This is a genomic window from Fibrobacter sp. UWT2 (genome assembly GCF_900142545.1).
Taxonomy (GTDB): domain Bacteria; phylum Fibrobacterota; class Fibrobacteria; order Fibrobacterales; family Fibrobacteraceae; genus Fibrobacter.
The window spans coordinates 1-1948 of the sequence record NZ_FRBF01000045.1 but is presented as its reverse complement, the minus strand read 5'-3'; the positions used below and the strand labels follow the sequence as shown (position 1 = coordinate 1948).

Below are 1948 nucleotides of genomic sequence, written 5' to 3'. Positions count from 1 at the left end.
GTGACACCCGGCTCGACGGCCAGGTCCGTGTTGTCGAATATGACCTTCACGGTGCGCAGCATGCTGGACTTGTCCACCACGGGCGACACGAACTCGATCGTGCCCTTCTTGCGGCGTACCTGCTTGCGCCCGTCGAGTGAGAGGCTTACCTGTTGGCCGGGTTTTAGCTTGCCCGACCTGTTCGCCACCACATAGGCGACCATGCGGCAGGTGCGCACATCCGCGATTTCGATGACGGGTTCCAGGCCCTCGACGCTTTCGCCCTTGTTCTTGGATATGGAAACGATTTCGCCGTCGAAGGGGGCGGTGAGAACGCGCTTTTCGAGTTCTGCCCGGGCGACATCGTGTTCGAGCTTCGCGCGTTCCCTCTCGGTTTGCGCCGAGGTGAGTTCGGCTGCGGCCACGTCGTGGTTCATCTGCTTTTCCCAGACCTGTTCCGCGCTTACGGAGTTGCTGTTCTCGAAAAGGTTGCGGGTCGCGTCCAGGTCCTTCTTGTAGGCCTGGAGTTTTGCCCTGGCCGAGAGTACTGCCGAGGAGTCGTTTGCCGTAATGCCCGTGATGCGGACGCGCAGCCGTTCCTCGCGGTTCACGAGGTTCATGAGCGTGTCGCCCTTGCGCACGAACGCGCCTTCCTTGACCCAGATGCTGTCAATCTTCCCGGACACGGTAAACCCGACGCGGGCCTGGTTGATGGGTTCGGTCACGCCGTCGAACCCCTGCTGCGCAAGTGCGAATGCCGCGAGGGCGAGTGCTGTAAATAGGGCCTTGCCGAGCATCAGTCTGCCGCCGCGCTAGAAGAACTGGAAGACGGGCTGGATTCAACCGAGGAACTGGACCCTGCCGACGAACTCGAAGCATCGGAAGAGCTGGAAGCCTCGGACGAACTGGACACGGGGGCCTTGGAAAGCTCGGTGAGCACCGTCAGCCCCTGCAAGTAGAGCCCGTTCTTCGCGTGGGCGGTGATGTTCATGCCCACGGTGTCGCCCGCCGCAAGGGAGTCGTCGAACGTTTCGAACATCTTGACGAACAGCGTGTCGGCCTTGATCCAGGCGTCGGCATTGGGGGACTCGTTGTCGGCATAGATGGACTTCTTGACCTTTGCAGCCTTGCTCCATTGGACCGTGGCGAGCGAGTCGGAGAACTTGACCCAGAGCGTGTCGTTTACCGAGAATGTCGCCTTGTAGCGGCTGCTTGCCGCCCAGGCGTTGCTCGTGACGGCATAAAGTCCGCGGTTCGTGGTAAAGGCCGCGTCGCCCGAAAGGTCTACGGTCAGCCTTTCGCCTTTCTTGGTGTAGCCCACGATGCTCACGGAGTAGGACTTTTCGGCGGCAAGCGGGGCCGTGTGCCGCAGGTACAGCGTGTCGCCCTTGATTTCGGGCGTGATGACTGTCGCGGAATCGCCCGCGAGGCTTACGGAAATGTTCTCCTTGCTGAGCGGCTCGCTGAACACGTAGTAGGGCGTGATGAGCGGCGAGAGGTTCTTGTAGCCCATGCGGTTGTTGTCCATTACGTTTGAAGATACGATGACGGGGGCGCTTTCCTTGAGGGTGTCGCGTACAAGGAAGATTCTGCCCATGTCGTGAACGGCGTCGGAACGCAGGCGGGGGAGCGCCGTGTTCGAAAAGCGGTAGGTCTTGCCCTTGTAGGTGAAGGGTTCCGCCGAGAGCGTGAGGCCGGAATCGGCGGGGAGCTTCTCGAATGTGAAGCGGCCGAGCGAATCTGTCGTGGCGGAGAAAGTTTCGGGGGCGATGTTCACGAAGGCCGTGTCCTGGTGCGCGAGGCGCAAACTTACCTTGGGGGCGGGGGACTTTACGCCCGTGGCCTCTTCTTGCACATAGAGTTCGCCTGCGATACCCGCGTTCAGCGGCGAAAGCCGCACGACGCGCGACCCGCTCGCCACCACGCCCTCCATGTAGCTCGATTCGCCCGTGGATGCCACCGTGATAAT

General features: G+C 61.3%; 2 protein-coding genes. Both read right to left on the bottom strand.

Annotated features, from left to right (window positions below; genetic code table 11):
* Window positions 1-776: efflux RND transporter periplasmic adaptor subunit (locus BUA40_RS14150; RefSeq protein ID WP_072801486.1), on the bottom strand; the 776-nt coding region annotated here is incomplete at its 3' end.
* A partial coding sequence (locus tag BUA40_RS14670; protein WP_178299683.1) for a hypothetical protein occupies window positions 776-1948 on the bottom strand: 1173 nt, incomplete at its 5' end. The genes BUA40_RS14150 and BUA40_RS14670, both read right to left, overlap by 1 nt.